The following is an 18,152-nucleotide window of genomic DNA, read 5'->3' as shown; positions in this document are numbered from 1 at the left end:
TGACACTTAGGACGTGCAGGCGCATATCTAGGATCAAACGGAGGCCCCTATGTTTATTCAAACCGAGTCCACACCAAATCCCGCGACCTTGAAGTTTTTGCCCGGTCAGACCGTGCTTGAAGTTGGAACGGCGGATTTCCCGAGCGCTGAAACAGCGGGCACGTCCCCCCTCGCCCAACGCATCTTTGCTGTTGGTGGTGTGACGGGCGTATTTTTCGGCTCTGATTTTGTGACCGTCACCAAAGACGACGCGACGGAGTGGGATCATGTCAAACCCTCAATTCTCGGCGCGATCATGGAACACTACCAATCCGGCCAATCCGCGCTAAGTGGAGACGTGAAACCTGCGTCTGGTCATGCGGCTCACGAAGGCGAAGATAGCGAGATCGTTGAGCAAATCAAGGAGCTCCTCGACACGCGCGTGCGCCCTGCGGTTGCCCAAGATGGTGGCGATATTACGTTCCACGGCTTTGATCGTGGCATCGTTTATCTTCATATGCAAGGGGCCTGTGCGGGCTGTCCAAGTTCGACGCTGACGTTGAAAATGGGTATCGAAAACCTGCTGCGGCACTATATCCCCGAAGTTCTTGAGGTGCGGCCTGTTGCAGCCTGACCGACTGGTTTTAGGATTTGATACGTCGGCCGCCCATTGTGCGGCCGCGTTGCTGTTTGGCGACCAAGTTTTGGCGCAAGCCTATGTTCCGATGCAAAAAGGACAAGCCGAAAACCTCGTGCCCATCCTTGAAGACGTCCTCGCGCAAGCGGGACACAAGTGGGCTGACCTTGCCGCGATTGGTGTGGGGACCGGCCCCGGAAATTTTACTGGTATTCGGATTTCCGTCGCCCTTGCCCGTGGGTTGGCGATGACCCTTGGAATTCCGGCGGTGGGCGTCACGGCGCTCGAAGCACAGGCCGATGGTCTAGAGCGCCCAATCTACTCCTTGATCCCTGCCCCACGGGATACATATTACATCCAAAGTCTCGGTGCTGATGTGGACGTTATCGAGCAGATCCCCCTCGTTGAGGCTCAGGCGCGTGTCTTGGAGGGACCGTCGGTTGGCCCCGTTGATACCACCGAATTTACACCCTCAAATATCCCGCTCGCGGTTGCCATTGCTAAAATCGCGGCACGTCGTTTTGAATTCCAATCCGAAGGTCAACGACCAACCCCGTTTTATGTACGCTCTGCCGATGCCGCCCCCGCAAAGGACGCGCCGCCGGTGCTCCTTGACTAGCCTCAAAACACCACAGGCCCTCGCGGCGCTGCACGCGCGCTCCTTCACGTCGCCGCGTCCATGGTCGGCGGACGAGTTCGCCTCGCTACTTTGTCAGAAATTGGTATTCCTCGTGACGGTCCCATCGGGCTTTGCTCTAGGGCGCGCTATCGCGGGAGAGGCCGAATTGCTTACGATTGCCGTCGCCCCCAATGCACGTCGAATGGGCGCAGGCCGCACCTTAATGGACCTCTTTGAAAACGAGGCCATCGCACGCGAATCCACAGAATCATTTCTTGAGGTCGCCGAAGATAACCTAGCGGCACTTTCCCTATATCGGGGAGTGGGTTACCGCGAATCTGGGCTTCGACGCGGATACTACCGTTCGCAAAGCGGTACTATTTTAGACGCTCAGGTTTTTCGAAAAACCATAGGGGCCTGAAAACACGGCACATAACCCAATATTTTCACGGGTATTCCAAGTTTTATTACCAAATGGTAAAATTATTGTTGACCAACGGTCGCCTCTCTCCCCTAAATACCCGATGATCTTCTTGTGATCTGCTCTTAACAAAGGGTAACGTCATCCATGGTATGACACCCTAAAAAAACACAACTGGGAGAGTATAATGACCCTCATGAAATCCATTCTCGGCGCAACCGCGACTTTGGCCCTATCGGCTGGCGCTGTTTTGGCTGACCCTGCTATGATTTTTGATCTTGGCGGAAAATTTGACAAATCCTTCAACGAAGCGGCCTTTAACGGTGCTGAGCGTTGGGTAAAAGAAACAGGCGGCTCTTACGACGAGTTCGAACTTTCTGCTGATGCACAGCGTGAACAGGTTCTTCGTCGCTTCGCCGAAAACGGCAACAACCCTGTTGTCATGGCGGGCTTCTCGTTTGCTTCCGCTCTAGAAACAGTGGCGCCTGACTTCCCAGATACAAAATTCGTTTTGATCGACATGGTTGTAGACCAGCCAAACGTGCGCAGCATTGTTTTTGACGAGCACACAGGCTCCTACCTTGTGGGTGTTCTGGCGGCCTTGGCGTCCGAAACTGGCACGGTTTCCTTCGTTGGCGGCATGGATATTCCATTGATCTCCAAATTTGCATGTGGCTATGCACAGGGCGTCAAAGCGACGAACCCTGACGCGAAAGTCATCGTCAACATGACAGGCACAACGCCTTCTGCTTGGAATGATCCCGTAAAAGGTGGCGAGCTTACACGCGGCCAAATCAGCCAAGGCTCCGACGTTGTTTTCGCAGCAGCTGGCGGCACCGGTCTTGGTGTGCTTCAAACGGCAGCTGACGAAGGTATCCTTTCGGTTGGTGTCGACAGCAACCAAAACTACCTTCAGCCAGGGTCGGTTTTGACCTCCATGATGAAGCGCGTCGATAACGCTGTATACGAAAGCTTCCTTGCTGGCGAAGCCGTTGAGCCAGGTTTCAACGCAATGGGCCTTGCGAACGATGGCGTGAGCTATGCGATGGACGAGCACAATGCGGCACTCATCACCGAAGACATGATCGCGCAAGTTGAAGCGGCAAAAGCTGGCATCATTGCTGGCGACATCACGGTACATGACTACATGTCCGACGAAACTTGCCCAGCGTACTAAGCTAGAATGGCTTTGGCACCAGAAAAGGGGCGGCAGGAAACTGCCGCTCCAACATCCCCCGCTCCCGCTATCGAGTTGCGCGGCATTTCCAAGGCTTTCGGCCCTGTTCAAGCCAACAAAGACATCTCGATCACCGTCCAAAAGGGCACCGTTCACGGAATTATTGGCGAAAACGGCGCTGGTAAGTCGACGCTGATGTCGATCCTCTATGGGTTCTACAAGGCCGATGCGGGCGAGATTATTATTAGCGGAAAACGAACGGTCATTCCTGACAGTCAGGCCGCCATCAAGGCTGGCATTGGCATGGTGTTCCAGCACTTTAAACTGGTTGATAATTTCACGGTTCTTGAGAATGTGGTCCTTGGGGCCGAAGATGGCTGGCGCCTGACGCCGTCGTTGCGCAAGGCGCGCAAGCTGCTCACGGAACTGGCAGAAGAATACGAGTTGAATGTTGATCCGGACGCGCTGATTGAAGACCTCTCGGTGGGGCATCGTCAGCGGGTTGAGATCCTGAAAGCTCTGTATCGCAAGGCGGATATCCTTATTCTCGACGAGCCCACGGGGGTTTTGACACCCGATGAGGCTGACCACCTGTTCCGCATTCTCGAAGGGCTTCGCGCCTCTGGAAAAACCATTATTCTCATTACGCATAAGCTGCGCGAGATCATGGATATCACCGACACCGTGAGCGTCATGCGCCGTGGGGAAATGACCGCGACGGTGAAAACATCGGAAACGAGCCCTGAGCAGTTGGCCGAACTGATGGTCGGCCGCAAAGTGCTGCTGCATGTCGACAAAGCCCCCGCGCAACCGGGTGAGGAAATCCTCTCGGTCGAGAACCTTGTGGTCGTTGACGAAGATAAGGTCACCCGCGTCAAAGGCATTTCCTTCAATATTCGCGCAGGCGAGATTTTGGGAATTGCTGGTGTCTCGGGGAACGGCCAATCAGAACTTCTTGAAGTTCTTGGCGGTTATGCCAAGGCCACCGGAAGCATCCGCTTGCACGGCAAAGAACTCGACCTAACAGGCTCCAAAAGCGACGGCCAATCTCGCCGCGCCAATGGCATTGCCCACGTCCCCGAAGATCGCCACGAAGAGGGTCTTATCCTTGACTTTGAAGCGTGGGAAAACATGGCCTTTGGCTACCACAACGACGCAAAATACAACAAAAACAAGTTCTTGATGGACAACAAAGCCATCCTTGAAGACACTCAAGGCAAGATGGACCGCTTTGATGTTCGCCCCCCGAACCCGCATCTTCACGCGGCGAACTTCTCGGGTGGGAACCAACAGAAAATTGTTCTGGCACGCGAAATTGAGCGCAACCCTGATTTACTCCTCATTGGCCAACCGACCCGTGGTGTGGATATTGGAGCGATCGAATTCATCCACCAGCAAATCGTTGCGCTTCGGGATCAAGGCAAGGCGATTTTGCTGGTCTCGGTTGAACTTGAAGAAGTGCTCTCGCTTGCGGACCGGATTGTCGTCATGTTTGACGGGAAAATCATGGGCGAACGCCTTGCGGGCGAAACGAACGAGCGCGAATTGGGGATGATGATGGCCGGTATGACACCAGACAAGAGTGACGGAGCGGGCGCATGAACAAGATGCCAAGATGGGCGGATGTTGCCCTTATCCCCTTCATAAATTTGCTCATTGCATTTGTAATTTCTGGTATTGTTCTCGCTGCGATCGGAACCAACCCGTTTGACGCGCTCGCCACGATGATCGAAGGATCGTTCGGCAGCTCGCGCGGTGTGGGCTACACGCTTTATTACGCGACGAACTTTATCTTTACGGGCCTCGCAATGGCCATCGCGTCACACGCTCGGATGTTCAACATCGGCGGCGAGGGCCAAGCGGCGATTGGCGGCCTTGGAGTCGCCGTTATTTTATTGGCGGTTCCGTGGCCACATTGGACGCTCGCCCTTCCCGCAGCTATTGTTTTTGGTGGCCTGTTTGGCGCAGCATGGGCCTTTATCCCCGCTTATCTTCAGGCAAAACGGGGCAGCCATATCGTGATAACGACGATCATGTTTAACTTCATGGCAGCGGCCTTAACGGGATATCTGTTGACCGGCCCAATGAAAGTGAAAGGCAAAATGGCTGCCGAAACAGCCGCGTTCCCACCAGGTACGCATTTGCCAACCTTCCACGAGATGCTCGCTCCCTTTGGCATTGAATTTTCAAAACACGCCCCCGCGAATATCAGCTTCCTCGTGGCGCTTTTGTGCTGTTTGTTCTTTTGGGTTTTGATGTGGCACACGCGCTTGGGTTATCAAATCCGCGCCCTCGGACACTCGGAGACTGCCTCCAAATATGCAGGAATTTCACCTGCCAAAATCATGATCATCACCATGTTGATCTCCGGCGCGTTTGCCGGACTTATGGCCGTAAATAACGTCATGGGCGAAGCCGAGCGCATGATCCACAACGCGGTCGAAGGGGCAGGTTTCATCGGCATCGCCGTGGCCTTGATGGGGCGCAATCATCCCATCGGCGTCATTCTCGCGGCGATTTTGTTTGGCTTCTTGTGGCAAGGCGGCGCGGAATTACAGTTTGTCTATGGCATCCCGCGCGAAATGGTCACCGTGATTCAAGCCATCGTCATTCTTCTAACCGGCGCCCTCGACTATATGGTCCGTGGCCCCGTCGAGCGGATTTTTCTCATGCGCGCAAATTCGAAGAAGAGGGCTTAGGACATGGAATTCTTTCACATCTTAATCCCGATCCTTGACTCAACTTTGCGCTATGCAACGCCACTCCTTTTGGCGTGCCTCGCGGGCCTCTACTCTGAGCGCGCGGGGATCGTGGACATTGGCCTTGAGGGTAAAATGCTCGGCGCAGCGTTCCTCACTGGCGGCGTTGCGTTTGTAACAGGCTCGATCTGGCTGGGCCTTTTGGCGGGAGTTGCGGGTTCCGTGGCCCTTTCAATGTTGCACGGTGTTGCTTCCATCACATTCCGTGGCGACCAGCTCATCTCAGGTGTTGCGATCAACTTCCTTGCGGCAGGCCTTTCGATTGTGATTGGCTCTGCGTGGTTTGGTCTTGGTGGGCGCACGCCCTCTCTGCCAAGCAGCGCCCGATTCCACGACATCACACTGCCCTTTGCGGATTCTGTTGCGAACGTGCCGATACTGGGGCCGATTTATTCGGATTTGCTCTCTGGGCACACCATATTGGTCTATGTGGCGTTAATCGCCGTGCCTGTCACATGGTTCGTTTTATTTCGCACACGCTTTGGGTTGCGCCTGCGCGCGGCGGGTGAAAATCCGGCGGCCGTGGATACTGCAGGGGTTTCTGTGGTTAAACTCCGGTACAGCGCGATCATTATTGCCGGCATTTTGTGCGGGCTAGCAGGTGTATATCTGGCGAGTTTTGCCGCTAATTTCGTGAAGGATATGACGGCAGGTCGGGGGTATATTGCCCTTGCTGCGCTTATTTTTGCGAAATGGCGCCCTTGGCAGGCGATGGGAACGTGCATTTTGTTTGGCTTCCTCGCAGCTGCGGCGCCCTATCTAGAAAACAAATCGTTTATGGGGTTCGAAGTACCGTCTCAATTCATCGACGCCCTTCCCTATTTGCTCACAGTTATCATCCTCGCAGGGTTTGTTGGCAAAGCCATTCCGCCGCGCGCTGGGGGCAGCCCTACGTAAAAGAAAAATAAGTGCGGCTTTGCACAGATGTGATCCGATTTGTCGCATGCGGGGGTCTACAACCGGCGTGCGACATCTTATACTGACTGTGCGACTAGCAGGGTAACCAAATGCAGATTTATCTCCCAATCGCCGAAGTATCGGTCAGCGTCTTCCTTTTGTTAGGCCTTGGGGGATTGGTGGGAATCTTGTCGGGAATGTTTGGTGTGGGCGGTGGCTTCCTTCTCACGCCGTTGCTGTTTTTCATTGGTATCCCGCCCGCCGTGGCTGTGGCGACAGGGGCCAACCAAATCGTAGCGTCTTCGATTTCCGGCGTCCTTGCGCATTTTAAGCGCAAAACCGTCGACCTTCAGATGGGGACAGTTTTGCTCATCGGCGGCCTGATCGGCGCGGCTTTTGGTATTTATCTTTTCAACCTGCTGAAATCTTTGGGGCAAGTAGATTTGCTTGTCACCCTATGTTACGTGGTTTTCCTTGGCATCATCGGTGCGCTCATGTTTATCGAGAGCGTTCGTGCGATCCTTCGGTCCAGAAGACCCGGAGCAGTACCAATACGACGCAGACACAACTGGGTACACAACCTCCCGTTCAAAATGAAATTCCGCACGTCTGGCCTGTATATCAGTGTAATCCCCCGATCCTTGTGGGTATACTTGTTGGAATATTGGCGGCCATCATGGGCGTCGGCGGCGGCTTTATTATGGTGCCGGCCATGATCTATCTTCTGGGAATGCCCACCAAAGTTGTGATCGGAACCTCGCTGTTTCAGATCATTTTCGTAACCGGTTTCACCACACTTTTGCACGCGACAACAAACCAAACTGTCGACATGCCCCTTGCGGTTCTTCTGCTTATCGGTGGGGTTGTTGGCGCACAATTTGGCACTCACATTGGCCTCAAGCTCAAGGCTGAACAATTGCGTGTGCTCTTGGCACTTCTGGTGTTGGTCGTTTGCGGAAAACTTGCGCTTGATTTACTTCTCCAACCCAGCGAACTTTACTCTTTGGGCAAGGTGGGAAGCTAATAATGCGGTCACTTCTTCTTGCTACCTTCCTGCTTTTAACAAGTGTTGTAACCGCCCCGGCGCGCGAAGAAGTCATCGCCGCTCTAAGCCATAATAACGTCGCCATCACAGCTAATTTTGACGGCTCTGAAATCCTCATTTTTGGCGCAATTAAACGCGACTCGCCGATTCCCGAGGGCGAGGAATTGGACATTATCATTACGATTGCGGGCCCCTCGTTACCCGTCCTTGTCCGCCGCAAGTCGCGTGTATTGGGAATTTGGGTAAATACGGATGCGGTCGAAGTTGATGCCGCTCCCAGTTTCTATGCCGTAGCTACGACGTCTCCTCTACAGGATATTCTTTCTCAAACCTCTGACTTGCGCCATGATATAACGATCAACAACGCTGTGCGCTCGGTTGGCGCGCCGAGCAACATCACTGATTCCGAAACTTTCACGGAAGCTCTGATACGCATTCGCGACAAAGAAAAACTGTATCAACTCCTTGAAGGCGCGGTCGAACTTTCCTCGGATACCCTGTTTCGGACTTCAATTGCTCTGCCCGCGAACTTGACCGAGGGCACATACAAAACGCGCTTTTTACTGGTGCGCAACGGAAGAGTTGTCAATCAAACGGAGGCCTCCATTGAGGTGCGTAAAGTGGGTGTCGAACGCTGGCTGTACAACCTCGCGCATCAACACTCTCTGATTTACGGGATTATGTCGCTCTTTATCGCAATTTTTGCGGGCTGGGGTGCCAGCGCAATCTTCCGCTATTTCCGCGCTTAAGGCCCACGCTAACCGCGACCAACAAACGGCATATCGGTCGCCATAACCGTTACGTTTAGAATGTTCGCATTGAGCGGTAGACTCGCCATGTGAAAAACCGTTTCCGCAACATTGCTCGCGTCCATTACAGGTTCCGGCCGAATTGAGCCATCAGCTTGTGGCACGCCACCCGACATTTTTTGCGTCATTGCACTGGCCGCATTGCCAATATCGATTTGGCCACAGGCAATGCCAAAAGGACGGCCATCGAGCGCCAGTGTTTTGGTGATCCCAGAAACCGCATGTTTGGACGCCGTATAGGAAATCGCCCCCGGACGCGGTGTTGTTGCGGAAATCGAACCGTTATTGATAATGCGCCCACCTTGTGGCGACTGCTTGCGCATCCGACCGAAAGCAGCACGTGCGCAGAGGAACATCCCTGTCACATTGACCTCCATAACCTGTTGCCAATCGGCAAGGCTAATCTCATCAATAAGACCCGTAGCCCCAAAGCTTCCGGCATTATTAAAGAGCGCATCAAGGGGGCCCTCAAAGCTGTCGAAAGCCTGCGCCACTTGCACCTCGTTGGTTACATCACAGGGTAAAAGAACAGCGTTTTCAACACCATTAGCAACCTCGGCAAGTTTATCTGCATTGCGCGCCATCAACCCAACGCGCCAACCGCGTGACAGGAAAAGATCCGCTGTCATTGCGCCTAAACCACCGCTGGCACCCGTAATAATAATCGACTTCATGCCTCTGTCCCTTCGTTTTCAATCGCCAGTTTCAGCACCGATGGCTTTACCGTCAAATCTGACGTTATCAGCGGACCACTTGGGCGGGCCAAACGATTGCGCACCACCCAAAACAGGCGTTTTTCCGCCCGTGTAATAGCGACATAAGCCAACCGTTTCCACAAAGGTTGCCCCGCCTCGACCCGTCCCATGCGCGCAGCTGCATAAATATCTGGTCCAAAAACCTGCACATCTTCCCATTGCGACCCCTGCGCCTTGTGCACGGTTACCGCGGCCCCGTGCAAAAACGCGGCCCCCATACGGGCAGCAAAGGGAATGAAGGGCTCTTCTTCGTCTGGGAATTCAATTTTGATGATCGAAGCCGCACTGACCTGCGGGTCTTCGGCACCCATTACGTGAATGCGCGAAAAACCCGGATTACGACCTGGGCCGAGATAGACCACCTGCGCCCCTTTAATTAGCCCGCGCGCCTCAAGATCAATGCGTTTTTTTCGGTGCTTCGCGGGAAGTTCAATCCCGTCACAAATCAGCGGCTCGCCCGGCAAAAGCGCATCTCCCGGAGCTCCAAAAGCACCGCGAAACGCCTGAATAAGGCGCACACGAGTCGCATTTCGCCACACAAGGACAGGAGAGCGCGCCATCAAATCGCTTTCGACACGCTGTGCCCAAACCACGCGCTCGTCCTTTTTTGACGCCTCTTCTATCATCCGCTCAAACCCCTCAAACGTGAGATTTTCATCGGCAAGAGCATGCGCGAGATCAAGGATAGGATTGTCTTGGGTTTGACGGTGAACGCGTGAAAGAACCATCTTTTGACGGCCTTTAAAACGGTCAAAGATCATCTCGCCCGACTGCCCTACGGGTGCGAGCTGTGCTGGATCTCCAAAAAGAACCAGCGTGGGGAAAATTTCCCGCAAATCATTGTATTGTTTTTCATCTAGCATCGAGCTTTCGTCGATGAACCCAATGTCGAGGGGATCATCGCGGCGCTTCCAGCCGGTAATAAAGTCCGAACCACGAAGCCCTGCTGCGGCCAATGCCCCCGGAACCGATTTATTATTCTGGAAAAAAGCGAAGGCACGATCAAGCGCCGCATCGGTCAGCCCCTCAACTTGCGGCCGCTCCCCCTCGCCCGCCAACCATTCGGCGATTTTCTCGTATTCGGGATCATAAACGGGGGTATAAAGGATGCGGTGAATCGTTGTCGCTGGCACCCCACGATTGCGCAAAACGCTCGCGGCTTTGTTGGTGGGGGCAAGGATCGCAAGTGTGCGCCGCGATTTGCGTTTCTTGCCTTCGTAGTCGCCGGAGACAACATCAACGCCCGCGGCCTCAAGCGCCTTATACAGTTCCGCCAGCAAAAGGGTTTTGCCGGATCCGGCCTTCCCAATCACAGCCAAAGCCTTTTGTTTTCCATCACTTAACGGTGTCATTACTGAATTTTCAAGATCAACGCCTGCCTCCCGCAACACTTCGGTTACGCGGTCAAAGGCTTCGGCCTGATCTTCGGAATAGGTAATGGTTGGCAGGATCATGGGGCGACATTACAGGGCCGCCCCAGAGGTTGCCAGTCTATATCACATAGCGAAGGTTAGAGATTTTTCCGCGTCGCCAACTTGTGCCGATGGGGTACCAAAGGCACGATTAAACCATTGCGCCGACTGTGCCGCTGATATGCCCGATTTCTCGTACATTTTTTCGCGAATTTCCTTGGAATACTCCCAAAAACCAAGGCTAATAGCATCACGCCCCTCTCCTTGAGTTCCCATAATGACGGGGCCCCAGCCAAGGCGTGAAAAGATGCGCACCATTCGTTCATCAAAAACCCCGACAGCGTGGCTGAGATGGAAATTCACCCCCACTTCGGAGCCACCCAACATCAAAGCCGTAGCCGTGCCAGCAGGCGCATTTGGGGCGAGGCAGAACCGCGTGCATTCCCAAATAAGAGGGCTTTCGATATGCACCCCATCAGACAGCTCGTTAAAATGATCGTTGACCATAGTCGGGCCTGTCGTTGGTAGAAACCGCATGGAGCCACCGTGGGTTCCGTCGGTATTTTCCCAAATCACATAAAGGGGGTTGAGGGCATCATAGTCATCACATTCTTTGCCATTTGCATCGACTTCGACCTCCCAACCAAGGCGGTTTTTAAACTGAAGAGCGCGATCGCGGAACATTCCGTCGCGCAGTTTTGGGTAGGTTGAGAGTTGGTCTGCATAAAGATAATGGATCATGGTGCCCTCCGTCGTTATTGGCACCTTGATGTCTATTTCGTAGGGCTAAAGATTCTCAAACATAGGCGAGCGCCCTGCCCGCGAATTGCGCAACACTCACACGACGAGCAACCCCTGCGCCATCGCGCGCGCCACGGCATGGGTTGTATTGGCGGCTCCTAGTTTGAACTGGGCTGCTTCGATGTAAACGCGCAAAGTATGGCGGGAAATGGAAAGGCTTTCGGCAGCCTGAGCACGACTATACCCGAGCGCAAGCATAGTTAGCGCATCTTTTTCACGAGGAGACAGGGCACGTGTCGCCATCTCATCTGTTCCACGTTCAATGCGCAGGGCAGTTTGGTTAAGGTAATGTGCAACCAGAATTAAATCTTGAATGCTGTGGTCTGTAAACTTCTCCCATTCCTCGTCGCCGCATTTCTGATTCACCGAAAAGAGAGCAAACTGCCCGTTTGGACCGCGTATTGGAACGGAAAATCCTTGGTTGCCGACGCCTTTAGCAACAGCTTCCCCAAAAAGTCACGGGATTTTTTGGACGACCAATCCAAACGCTTCCAGTCGACGGGATGAAACCGCTGGAAACACCCTTTGACCACGGGATCAACCCGCGCCAAATCGGTCTCGATGTAGTGATCGACCCAGGCGTCCTCATAGGTGAGCGCAGCGTATTGCTGACCTGTAGAATTGACTGAATGATAAACCAAATGCTCGACCTCATAGAGGTCCCTAATCTGAAATACCTGATCTTGCAGAGCCTCAAGCGATTGCGCTTGGCCCAACTGATCGATAATACTCTCCAACTTCCGCTTCATACCCGTTAAACGCCCTTGTTGGGTTTTCCGGATTCTGAGAGAGCTCGGCGACTGCCAATATTTTCGTCTCAATAAGCTGTAAGGCGAGCTGAGGCATATCGTTTGCATCAGCAAAAACTTGTAGGTCGGTGAGAACGCTCAGTATCCAGTCGTTTGTCATAACGAGTCTCTTTCACAGTGGGTAACAGAGTACTAACACAACCGTAGCACGAGTTAAATAATTGGGTATTCGCATATTATTCCTCCCCTAAAATAGCGAGGCGGCCTCTTTTAACGCTTTGAAAGCTATAGGGGGCCTGTTCGTCGTCTAGATTTGTGCCCGCAACACAGGTGAGTCGCGGGCACAATCGGGATTAGAGATTCGCGTCTAAAGTGTCTTCGAGTGTACGCAATCCAGTACGAGGTGCCTGAACCAACACAGCCATATTCCCAGGCTGGTGCTGGTTTCGTAGCATCTTGAGGTGCGCTTGTGGAATGTCGTTCCAACCAAAGACTTCACTCATACATGGATCAATACGCCGCTCACACATCAATTTGTTCGCCGCGGCGGCTTGTTTTAAATGCGCGAAATGGCTGCCTTGAATGCGTTTTTGGTTCATCCATACATAACGCGCGTCCATCGTCAGATTAAAGCCGCTCGTTCCTGCGCAAATGACGATCATACCGCCCTTCTTGCAAACAAAGGTTGAAACTGGGAACGTCGCTTCGCCCGGATGCTCGAAAACCATGTCAACATTCACGCCTTTACCCGTGATATCCCAAATGGCCTTGCCGAATTTGCGCGCCTCATTGAACCAGTCTTTGTATTCGGGGCTATTTACCGTCGGGAGTTGCCCCCAACAGTTGAAGTCTTTGCGATTAATGACCCCTTTTGCCCCCAGCCCGAGCACAAATGCGCGTTTTTCTTCATCGGAAATGACCCCAATTGCATTCGCCCCAGCGGTATTAATGAGCTGAATAGCAAAGCTGCCCAACCCACCAGAGGCCCCCCAAACCAAAACATTTTGGCCCGGTTTCAACTCATGTGGATGATGCCCAAACAGCATCCGGTAGGCGGTGGCGAGGGTGAGTGTGTAGCACGCACTTTCTTCCCACGTCAGGTGCTTGGGGCGTGGCATCAATTGCTGCGCTTGCACGCGTGTGAACTGCGCGAAACTCCCATCGGGTGTCTCGTATCCCCAAATCCGCTGGCTCGATGAGAACATAGGATCGCCACCATTGCATTCCTCGTCGTCGCCGTCGTCTTGGTTGCAATGGATCACAACTTCATCGCCAACTTTCCAGCGCGTAACTTTATCCCCAACCGCCCAAACAACGCCTGAAGCGTCGGAACCGGCAATGTGGAAGTCCTGTTTGTGAATATCAAACGGGCTGATCGGAACGCCAAGCCCCGCCCAGATACCATTGTAATTAACACCTGCGGCCATCACCAAAACCAAAACTTCATAGCTGTCAATTTCGGGAACAGCCACAGTTTCAAGTTGGAAAGATTTATCCGGTTCACCGTGACGCTCGCGCCGGATCGCCCAAGCATACATCTGTTTTGGGACATGCCCCAAAGGCGGCATTTGACCGACCTCATATAGGTCAAGCTTAGCACCGTCGTTGCTAGGAAATTTGCTTTCTGTATCTAGAGCCATGGCGGCCTCCATCGGTTTCTGCGGCGCAGAATCACGCGCCTTAAAGAAAGAATTACCGACCTAAAAGCAATATTACAACCATTTAGGCGTCATTTTTGAAACTTTATAACCGAGCAGATGCAGCGCATTCCCATCAAATAACAAGCTCGCCGTCCACCAAATGCTCAATTGAGGCCGCATAATACGCCGTAAACTCTTTGGAATCCTCTGTAATTGTATAGGTTCCAGATGCCTCACGGATAAATTGTCTTAGCAATAGGATGCGCAAACCAACGTCGGTAGCATAGGAAATATTTTCCCGTGGGATATGCACATGCGCACCAATCTCTTTAAGGCCCTGAATAATCTCCCCCATTTGCGCTTCTATTTGTTCGCGACTCAACGGCTTGGTTGATCTGGTTAAAATCAGGGCAACCAAGGGAACAGGAAGAACCGGCACAACCTCGCGCACACGTTTCATCATTTCCCGCCCCACAGTTTTCGTGAGCTCATCATGGGTTGCCTTTGGTACTTCGGCTGCAAACTCCCGCAAAGACAATGGCTGCCCAAAACTCACTGCGGCGTAGCCAAAGCGGTGGAACCGACCCGTCAGGAAAAAGCGGAACTGGCGAAGAACAAATCCGAGCATCTTAAAAAAACTGAACCCAAATTTGCGCGACCCCGTGGTCGCAGCTTCAATTAAAACACGATCTTCCAAAACACGATCATAGTTCAAAGCGATGGGAACAAACACAACATCGCGGCCATCATCACCGTGAAAACCAGAGATCACATAACTGAGGATTCCGAGCTTTGGTGGCCCCACTTTTCCCGAGAGAGAAAGCCCCCCTTCGGGGAACACGGCCTGTGCAACACCAGCTTCAGTCGCCATCTGAACATACCGTCCAAGAACGCGACGATAGAGTAAGTTATGCGACTTTCGCCTAATAAAATAGGCTCCCATAAAGCGGAGAAACCCCTGTAGAGGCCATACGCGCGCCCACTCTCCAACGGCATATGACAAGGCGCTTCGCTCGGCCGCGAGATATGTCACGAGGAAATAATCCATGTTCGAGCGGTGGTTCATAACGAAAACCACCGTTGCTGTAGGCGCGATCTGAGCGATACTTTCCTCGTCAGAATATCTAAGACGGACACGATAAAAACTACGGGAAAACCAACGTGTGATTTTTATCGCGAAGCCAAAATAGGCTGTCGCCGAGAATGATGGTACGATCTCGCGCGCATATCTATGCGCCGCTTCAAAGGCGACATTTTCGGGTATACCTTTAGCCTCCGCATGCTCTTGAATTGCTTCTGCGACTTTAGGGTCATAAATCAACCTTTGGATCATATCGTGACGTCTCGCGAGCTTGAATGGCTCAATTGGACGCTGGAGCCTGAGATTTATCCGCGCGACGACCCGCTCCATACGACGGCGAAAAAACCAGCGCACGGAGGGTACTAGAATGCGATCAAGCGTCGATATCGCAGCCAAGAGGGCAACGAGAACAACTAGCCAAATTGGAAATTCAACGGTTTGAAACATTGTGCCAATGTTTCAGTCGCAGACCCCTAGGTAAAGCCCAAGATGCCGCAACGCAGCGATTGACAGTGAAACTATAGATCAATTATAAGTATAATAACGCATCAAAATTACGCGAAGGTTTGATTATGCCAATTTCCGAGAAATCCAAGCCATGGCTTTTCCGCACCTACGCTGGACATTCCACGGCTCAAGCCTCCAACGCGCTCTACCACTCGAACCTTTCTAAAGGGCAAACTGGATTGTCTGTGGCTTTTGATCTGCCGACGCAAACTGGGTACGATAGCGACCACGAACTTGCCCGTGGCGAAGTGGGAAAAGTTGGCGTCCCAATCAACCACCTCGGTGACATGCGCGCCCTCTTTGATGCAATCCCGCTTGAGAAAATGAACACGTCCATGACGATCAACGCCACGGCCCCATGGCTTTTGGCGTTGTATATCGCCGCAGCGGAGGAGCAAGGGGCGGATGTGTCGGCCTTACAGGGGACCGTCCAAAACGACATCATCAAGGAATACCTCAGCCGCGGCACATATATTTGCCCGCCCGAGCCATCCCTTCGCATGCTCACGGATGTCGCGGCCTATACGCGCGAATTCCTACCGAAATGGAACCCAACGAACGTGTGCTCCTATCACCTTCAGGAAGCCGGAGCGACGCCCGAAGAAGAACTGGCTTTTGCCCTTGCAACGGCGATCGCGGTTCTGGATGATTTACGCACGAAAGTCCCAGCCGAGCATTTCCCCGCAATGGTTGGGCGCATCAGCTTCTTTGTTAACGCAGGTATCCGGTTTGTGACCGAACTTTGCAAAATGCGCGCCTTTGTGGACCTATGGGACGAGATCACCCGAGAGAGATATGGCATTGAGGAGCCAAAATTCCGACGTTTCCGCTATGGCGTGCAAGTCAACAGCCTCGGGTTGACCGAGCAGCAGCCGGAGAACAATGTCTATCGCGTTCTTATCGAAATGCTCGCGGTGACCCTTTCAAAGAACGCGCGCGCCCGTGCAGTGCAACTCCCTGCGTGGAACGAAGCCCTCGGTCTGCCGCGCCCCTTCGATCAACAATGGTCCCTCCGGATGCAGCAAATTTTGGCATATGAAACCGATCTTTTGGAATTCGACGACTTGTTTGACGAAAACCCAGCAGTCACACGCAAAGTGGAGTCCCTAAAAGAGGGCACTCGCGCTGAATTGGCCCAGATCGACAAAATGGGCGGGGCAATCGCGGCGATTGAATACATGAAATCCCGCCTTGTGACGAGCAACGCGAACCGTTTGAGAAAAATAGAAACGGGGGAAACCACGGTCGTCGGGGTAAACCGATGGACCGAAACGGAAGAAAGCCCCCTTACCGCAGGGGAACGCGCGATTATGGCTGCCGATCCCGCCGCAGAAGCGGACCAAATCGCCCGTCTTGTGGCCTTCAAGGAAGCGCGCAATGATACCGCAGTACAAGCCGCAATCGCGGCTCTTCGCGCGGCCGCGAAATCCGGCGCCAATATCATGCCACCCTCCATCGCCTGCGCAAAAGCCGGCGTTACGACGGGCGAGTGGGGCGACGTTGTGCGCACTGCCTTCGGGCAATATCGCGCCCCCACTGGTGTGCGCAAAACCGTCTCGAACCAAACGGAAGGCCTTGAAGAAATTCGCGCTGCCGTTGAAGGCGTAAGCGCGTCCCTTGGTCGTCGCCTCAAGTTCCTCGTCGGCAAACCGGGGCTTGATGGTCACTCAAACGGGGCCGAACAAATCGCAACCCGCGCACGTGATTGTGGCATGGAAATATGCTACGAAGGCATCCGCCTTACACCAGAAGAAATCGTTGCAGCAGCCCTGCGCGAGGAGCCGCATATTGTCGGATTGTCGATCCTATCCGGCAGCCACATTCCCCTATTGGGGGAACTCGTTGAGCGCATGCGGAATGCTGGTCTTGGGCATATCCCCATCGTCGCTGGCGGCATTATTCCCGAAGACGATGCAAAAACTCTGCTCGCAATGGGACTTACCCGAATTTATACGCCGAAAGACTTTGAAATGAACAAAATCATGTTTGATATTGTCGCCCTTGTTACGCCTGTAACGATCGCGGCACAGTAAGACACTACTTGCGCTCGCTCCAAGCTTTGTGCAGAGATTGACCATCCAGTCAAACTTAAGAGGTCCGAATGACAGTCCATATTGGCGCAGCCCCCGGTGACATTGCTGAAACCGTTTTATTACCGGGCGATCCCTATCGTGCAAAATGGGCCGCTGAAACCTTTCTGACCGACGTTAAACTGGTCAATGAAGTGCGTGGCATGCTTGGATATACTGGCATGTGGAACGGTAACCGCGTGACCATCCATGGCACCGGAATGGGCATGCCCAGCCTTTCAATTTACGTTAACGAGTTGATCACAACTTATGGCGCAAAAACCCTCATCCGCATTGGATCCTGTGGTGGCATGCAAGAATCCATCAAGGTCCGTGACGTTATCATCGGCATGACGGCAACGACCCTCTCGACCCCGTCACGCGGGATTTTCAAAGAGATGAATTTTGCGCCCTGCGCAGATTACGGCCTGTTGCGCGCGGCCGCCGATGCGGCGCAATCCCGCGGCACGCCCACCCATGTTGGCGGCATATATTCCAGCGACGTTTTCTATGACGAGCGCCCCGATTTGAATGAACAGATGATCCGTCACGGCATTCTGGGCGTGGAAATGGAAGCGGCCGAACTCTATAATCTGGCTGCGCGCCACAGTTGCCGTGCCTTGGCGATCCTGACGGTCTCTGACCATCTTTTGACAGGGGAAGCCCTTCCGAGCGATCAACGTGAAAAAAGCTTTGGCGACATGGTAGAAATTGCCCTTGAAGCCGCATTTGCCTAAATCGGCTTAGAAGCCGGAACGCAAAAGGGGCCGACAGATTGTCCGGCCCCTTTTTTAA

Annotated in this window: 15 protein-coding genes and 3 pseudogenes; 11 read left to right on the top strand and 7 right to left on the bottom strand. The window is 53.3% G+C overall.

The annotated features are described in order from the left end of the window. Window positions 1–49 precede the first annotated feature (49 nt). From RC74_RS09490 to RC74_RS09450, 9 genes and pseudogenes are all read left to right on the top strand, one after another. Window positions 50–613: a NifU family protein gene (locus tag RC74_RS09490; protein WP_039001395.1), complete on the top strand. Its 564-nt coding sequence runs from the start codon at window positions 50–52 to the stop codon at window positions 611–613. Further along, window positions 603–1,235 (top strand): tRNA (adenosine(37)-N6)-threonylcarbamoyltransferase complex dimerization subunit type 1 TsaB, encoded by a 633-nt coding sequence (gene tsaB / locus RC74_RS09485; RefSeq protein ID WP_039001396.1) that lies wholly within the window; start codon window positions 603–605, stop codon window positions 1,233–1,235. Before RC74_RS09490 ends, tsaB begins: the two co-directional genes overlap by 11 nt. Beyond that, window positions 1,228–1,656, top strand: coding sequence for a GNAT family N-acetyltransferase (locus RC74_RS09480; RefSeq protein ID WP_039001397.1), 429 nt, complete (start codon window positions 1,228–1,230; stop codon window positions 1,654–1,656). Before tsaB ends, RC74_RS09480 begins: the two co-directional genes overlap by 8 nt. A gap of 187 nt (window positions 1,657–1,843) precedes the next feature. After that, window positions 1,844–2,833 carry a BMP family lipoprotein gene (locus RC74_RS09475; RefSeq protein ID WP_039001398.1) on the top strand — a complete coding sequence of 330 codons (990 nt, stop codon included), beginning with the start codon at window positions 1,844–1,846 and terminating at the stop codon, window positions 2,831–2,833. A gap of 6 nt (window positions 2,834–2,839) precedes the next feature. After that, entirely contained in the window at window positions 2,840–4,435 is a 1,596-nt protein-coding gene (locus RC74_RS09470) for an ABC transporter ATP-binding protein (protein WP_039001399.1), read from the top strand. Beyond that, window positions 4,432–5,532, top strand: coding sequence for an ABC transporter permease (locus tag RC74_RS09465; RefSeq protein WP_039001400.1), 1,101 nt, complete (start codon window positions 4,432–4,434; stop codon window positions 5,530–5,532). The genes RC74_RS09470 and RC74_RS09465 overlap by 4 nt, the downstream gene beginning before the upstream one ends. Window positions 5,533–5,535: 3 nt before the next feature. Beyond that, window positions 5,536–6,500 (top strand): annotated as a pseudogene (locus tag RC74_RS09460) (ABC transporter permease). Between the two features lie 99 nt (window positions 6,501–6,599). Then, window positions 6,600–7,513: pseudogene (locus RC74_RS09455) on the top strand (sulfite exporter TauE/SafE family protein). Window positions 7,514–7,515: 2 nt separating this feature from the next. Beyond that, window positions 7,516–8,283 carry a TIGR02186 family protein gene (locus RC74_RS09450; protein WP_039001403.1) on the top strand — a complete coding sequence of 256 codons (768 nt, stop codon included), beginning with the start codon at window positions 7,516–7,518 and terminating at the stop codon, window positions 8,281–8,283. An 8-nt stretch (window positions 8,284–8,291) separates the two neighbouring features. Here RC74_RS09450 and RC74_RS09445 read toward each other — a convergent pair whose 3' ends face one another. The 7 genes and pseudogenes from RC74_RS09445 to RC74_RS09420 all read right to left on the bottom strand — a co-directional run bounded on the left by RC74_RS09445 (window position 8,292) and on the right by RC74_RS09420 (window position 15,228). Next, window positions 8,292–9,017 (bottom strand): SDR family oxidoreductase, encoded by a 726-nt coding sequence (locus tag RC74_RS09445; protein ID WP_039001404.1) that lies wholly within the window; start codon window positions 9,015–9,017, stop codon window positions 8,292–8,294. Further along, complete coding sequence (locus RC74_RS09440) at window positions 9,014–10,552, bottom strand: ATP-dependent DNA helicase (protein ID WP_039001405.1); 1,539 nt, start codon at window positions 10,550–10,552, stop codon at window positions 9,014–9,016. The genes RC74_RS09445 and RC74_RS09440 overlap by 4 nt, the downstream gene beginning before the upstream one ends. A 42-nt stretch (window positions 10,553–10,594) precedes the next feature. Continuing rightward, the gene (locus RC74_RS09435) at window positions 10,595–11,251 is read right to left on the bottom strand and encodes an acyl-homoserine-lactone synthase (protein WP_039001406.1); all 657 of its coding nucleotides are present in this window, start codon (window positions 11,249–11,251) and stop codon (window positions 10,595–10,597) included. A 96-nt stretch (window positions 11,252–11,347) separates the two neighbouring features. Next, window positions 11,348–11,554 carry a response regulator transcription factor gene (locus RC74_RS23530; RefSeq protein ID WP_335339593.1) on the bottom strand — a complete coding sequence of 69 codons (207 nt, stop codon included), beginning with the start codon at window positions 11,552–11,554 and terminating at the stop codon, window positions 11,348–11,350. A 90-nt stretch (window positions 11,555–11,644) separates the two neighbouring features. Further along, window positions 11,645–12,060: pseudogene (locus tag RC74_RS23525) on the bottom strand (autoinducer binding domain-containing protein); the annotation flags it as partial. Between the two features lie 353 nt (window positions 12,061–12,413). After that, on the bottom strand, window positions 12,414–13,700 hold the full coding sequence (gene ccrA / locus RC74_RS09425; RefSeq protein ID WP_039001407.1) for a crotonyl-CoA carboxylase/reductase: 1,287 nt from the start codon (window positions 13,698–13,700) through the stop codon (window positions 12,414–12,416). 133 nt (window positions 13,701–13,833) lie between these two features. Then, window positions 13,834–15,228 carry a 1-acyl-sn-glycerol-3-phosphate acyltransferase gene (locus tag RC74_RS09420; protein ID WP_039001408.1) on the bottom strand — a complete coding sequence of 465 codons (1,395 nt, stop codon included), beginning with the start codon at window positions 15,226–15,228 and terminating at the stop codon, window positions 13,834–13,836. Window positions 15,229–15,353: 125 nt separating this feature from the next. On the opposite strand from RC74_RS09420, the gene RC74_RS09415 reads away from it, so the two are divergent. Further along, entirely contained in the window at window positions 15,354–17,321 is a 1,968-nt protein-coding gene (locus RC74_RS09415) for a protein meaA (RefSeq protein ID WP_179946764.1), read from the top strand. Between the two features lie 68 nt (window positions 17,322–17,389). Next, a complete protein-coding gene (deoD, locus tag RC74_RS09410; RefSeq protein ID WP_039001409.1) occupies window positions 17,390–18,094 on the top strand; it encodes a purine-nucleoside phosphorylase in 705 nt (234 codons plus the stop codon). Window positions 18,095–18,152: the final 58 nt, after the last annotated feature.

This window comes from Falsihalocynthiibacter arcticus, assembly GCF_000812665.2.
Classification (GTDB): Bacteria; Pseudomonadota; Alphaproteobacteria; order Rhodobacterales; family Rhodobacteraceae; genus Falsihalocynthiibacter; species Falsihalocynthiibacter arcticus.
This window is presented reverse-complemented; position numbering and strand designations above follow the sequence as displayed.

Excerpts from the sequence above, each read along its gene's own strand:
- RC74_RS09490 (WP_039001395.1), top strand. The coding sequence starts at position 50 with ATGTTTATTCAAACCGAGTCCACACCAAATCCCGCGACCTTGAAGTTT.
- RC74_RS09475 (WP_039001398.1), top strand. The coding sequence starts at position 1,844 with ATGACCCTCATGAAATCCATTCTCGGCGCAACCGCGACTTTGGCCCTA.
- RC74_RS09470 (WP_039001399.1), top strand. The coding sequence starts at position 2,840 with ATGGCTTTGGCACCAGAAAAGGGGCGGCAGGAAACTGCCGCTCCAACA.
- RC74_RS09465 (WP_039001400.1), top strand. The coding sequence starts at position 4,432 with ATGAACAAGATGCCAAGATGGGCGGATGTTGCCCTTATCCCCTTCATA.
- RC74_RS09450 (WP_039001403.1), top strand. The coding sequence starts at position 7,516 with ATGCGGTCACTTCTTCTTGCTACCTTCCTGCTTTTAACAAGTGTTGTA.
- RC74_RS09445 (WP_039001404.1), bottom strand. The coding sequence starts at position 9,017 with ATGAAGTCGATTATTATTACGGGTGCCAGCGGTGGTTTAGGCGCAATG.
- RC74_RS09440 (WP_039001405.1), bottom strand. The coding sequence starts at position 10,552 with ATGATCCTGCCAACCATTACCTATTCCGAAGATCAGGCCGAAGCCTTT.
- RC74_RS09435 (WP_039001406.1), bottom strand. The coding sequence starts at position 11,251 with ATGATCCATTATCTTTATGCAGACCAACTCTCAACCTACCCAAAACTG.
- RC74_RS23530 (WP_335339593.1), bottom strand. The coding sequence starts at position 11,554 with ATGGCGACACGTGCCCTGTCTCCTCGTGAAAAAGATGCGCTAACTATG.
- ccrA (WP_039001407.1), bottom strand. The coding sequence starts at position 13,700 with ATGGCTCTAGATACAGAAAGCAAATTTCCTAGCAACGACGGTGCTAAG.
- RC74_RS09420 (WP_039001408.1), bottom strand. The coding sequence starts at position 15,228 with ATGTTTCAAACCGTTGAATTTCCAATTTGGCTAGTTGTTCTCGTTGCC.
- RC74_RS09415 (WP_179946764.1), top strand. The coding sequence starts at position 15,354 with ATGCCAATTTCCGAGAAATCCAAGCCATGGCTTTTCCGCACCTACGCT.
- deoD (WP_039001409.1), top strand. The coding sequence starts at position 17,390 with ATGACAGTCCATATTGGCGCAGCCCCCGGTGACATTGCTGAAACCGTT.